The organism is Desulfovibrio sp. 1188_IL3213, assembly GCF_036763145.1.
Lineage (GTDB): Bacteria > Desulfobacterota > Desulfovibrionia > Desulfovibrionales > Desulfovibrionaceae > Desulfovibrio.
In genome coordinates this window covers 1-1,449 of the sequence record NZ_JBAIYR010000518.1, presented here as the reverse complement: position 1 = coordinate 1,449, position 1,449 = coordinate 1, and the positions used below count along the sequence as shown (strand labels likewise).

Annotated in this window: 1 protein-coding gene and 1 pseudogene; one reads left to right on the top strand and one right to left on the bottom strand. The window is 59.1% G+C overall.

Annotated elements, in window-relative coordinates; genetic code table 11:
- A partial coding sequence (locus tag V6C16_RS13225) for a glycogen debranching enzyme N-terminal domain-containing protein (protein WP_333543431.1) occupies positions 1 to 436 on the bottom strand: 436 nt, incomplete at its 3' end.
- 566 nt (positions 437 to 1,002) lie between these two features.
- On the opposite strand from V6C16_RS13225, the pseudogene V6C16_RS13220 reads away from it, so the two are divergent.
- Positions 1,003 to 1,368, top strand: a pseudogene (locus V6C16_RS13220) (ABC transporter substrate-binding protein); the annotation flags it as partial.
- Positions 1,369 to 1,449: the final 81 nt, after the last annotated feature.

Genomic DNA, 1,449 nt, shown 5'->3' with positions numbered 1-1,449 from the left:
GGGTCAGGGCCGGCATGGGGACGGGCATATGGGCCGGCCCGTGTATGCTCCAGCGCACGGCAAGGCGGCTCTGCCCCGGTACAAGCAGGATTTCGCGGCACAGGCGCACGTCACCCACGCGGTAGCAGCACCTGGGCCACTGCTCCAGCCGGAACGTTTCCAGATAGTCATGGCCGTGGGGGTAGAGCGTGTCGGGATGCTGGCGTGTGGAAAGCGCAAATTCCTTGCCGCCGCCCACGAGGGATTCTTCAAGGGCAGAGAGCAGCACATGGCGGCCATACGGCGTGTTGACCGTGAGCAGGCCGTGATATTTGCGCGTATTGCAGCACAGAATGGTGCTGCTCGCATAGTCGCCAAGGCCGTTGGCGAGCAGCCATTCCTTGCGCAGCGCTCTGCGGGTGTTCTGGCAGGCAGCCTTGTCAAAGCTGAACCGCATACGTCCTCCCTGGCGATATGGGTGCGTGGGCATGACGCTGCGTGAGGCGAGATGGGGGAGGCGAGGTCGCAGCGGACGGTGTAAGACTGCTGGAAGAGTGGACCGGACGCAGCCGGACGCGTGAAAATTTCAGAAGGCGGCACATGCGCCGGAATCGGGTGTGTGAACGCCCGAACGGAATGCCCCGGGAAATTATGGGCCATGCATGACCGCGGCATGCGCCGCACACAGGGGGAGCGATGCCTTTCCTGTTTGTCTGATCATTACCCTATAACAAATTTATTTGCCTGTCGAGGTTTGCGGCATGCCGCTAAAATGGCGGCAACAGGCGCACGATATGAACTGTAGTCAAAATTATTTGAATGCCGACAGGTTACGGCCTTGTGTGCGTCATGTGACATTCATGGTGCAGGGAGAGGCAGCGGCAAAGCGTCGCTGGCTTGCGATTCGGCAGGCGTAGCCTGCCGTCGTAAATCCGGCGGCAAAACTGGGGCTTTTTCTTTGCACGAATTTGGGGTATGCTATTTTGTTACTATCATCACCGCATACCGGACGGGGGAATTTTTATGAAAGCACTTGGTCGTTTGCTTGGGGCGCTGGCCCTTACCCTGCTGGTGCCTATGACGGCTCTGGCCGGCGACATCAAGATTGGCCTCATGTGTCCGCTGACGGGCAAATGGGCTTCCGAAGGTCAGGACATGAAGAACATCGTCAGCCTGCTGGCTGATGAAGTGAATGCCAAGGGCGGCATCAACGGCCGCCAGATCAGGATTGTGGTGGAGGACGATGCCGGTGACCCGCGCACCGCTGCCCTTGCCGCGCAAAAGCTTGCCTCGGCGGGCGTGGTGGCTGTTATCGGCACGTACGGCTCGGCCGTAACCGAAGCCAGTCAGAATATTCTGGACGAAGCCGGTCTGGTGCGCATTCTCACGTAACCGAAAAACGCTCTGGTTCGACATTACCAGAAGCTGTTCAGCATTGAGAACGTGGCCCTGCTCTTTACTCCCAATTCC